Here is an 878-nt window from a genome sequence, read left to right as displayed (position 1 = left end):
ACCACCCCGGGGCCCGGACCGAAGCCGACACGGCCGGGCCCCACCCCTCTGGCCCTGCCGGAGGCCGCACCCCGAACCCCCACCCGGGGCGCGGCGCCCAGCACGACCAGCACCCAACCCCCCGGAGCACCACTACGAAGGAGACCCCGTGAACGTGTTGCAGAGCATCAAGGGCCTCGCCCTCTTCGCCACCCTCACCTCTGGTGGCGTCCTCGGCCACCAGATCACCACCAGCACCATCCGCCCGGCCACCGTCGTCTTCACCGTGCTCGCCGCAGTCCTCGTGGGCCTGGCCCTCGGTGACGAGATTCGCCAGGGCCTGCGCACCGTCCGACGCCACCTCAGCCGCAAGCCCGGTCCCCGCTTCCGCTGCACCCACGGCGACCCCGCCGACTGGGACGACGACGAGTACGAGGCGTACTTCGCCATCACCATCCAGCAGAACACCCGCACCAACATCCGCCCCGCCGCCTGACCCGCCCCGACCATCCCGCCAGGAAGGACACCGAACCCAATGACCACCACCCCGGCCGGCAACGAGCCGAACCGCCCCACCGAGGACGGCCCCCTCGCACCCACCGCGCCGGGGAAGCCCCTCACCCGCCCCCAGAAAACCCTCATCGCCATCGTCGCCGCCGGCGTCCTCACCATCGCCACCCTCGGCTTCATCGGCTCCTACACCGCCGTCACCGACCTCGCCACCACCAAGGGCTTCGGCGACTTCGCCCACGCATTCCCCATCGCCATCGACGCCGGCATCATCGCCTTCCTTGCACTCGACCTCCTCCTCACCTGGCTCCGCATGCCCTACCCCCTGCTCCGGCACGGGGCCTGGCTCCTCACCGCAGCCACCATCGCCTTCAACGCCGCAGCCGCCT

The 878-nt window shown here is 71.5% G+C and carries 2 protein-coding genes; both read left to right on the top strand.

Annotation, left to right across the window (positions count from 1 at the left end; genetic code table 11):
• The first annotated feature begins 148 nt into the window (after positions 1 to 148).
• Positions 149 to 475 (top strand): hypothetical protein, encoded by a 327-nt coding sequence (locus IE258_RS40695; protein WP_189750823.1) that lies wholly within the window; start codon positions 149 to 151, stop codon positions 473 to 475.
• A 39-nt stretch (positions 476 to 514) separates the two neighbouring features.
• A partial coding sequence (locus tag IE258_RS40690) for a DUF2637 domain-containing protein (protein WP_189750822.1) occupies positions 515 to 878 on the top strand: 364 nt, incomplete at its 3' end.

It is taken from the genome of Streptomyces tendae, assembly GCF_014650435.1.
GTDB lineage: Bacteria > Actinomycetota > Actinomycetes > Streptomycetales > Streptomycetaceae > Streptomyces > Streptomyces tendae.
Note: the sequence above shows the minus strand (reverse complement) of the source record. Positions and strands in the feature narration are given on the sequence as shown.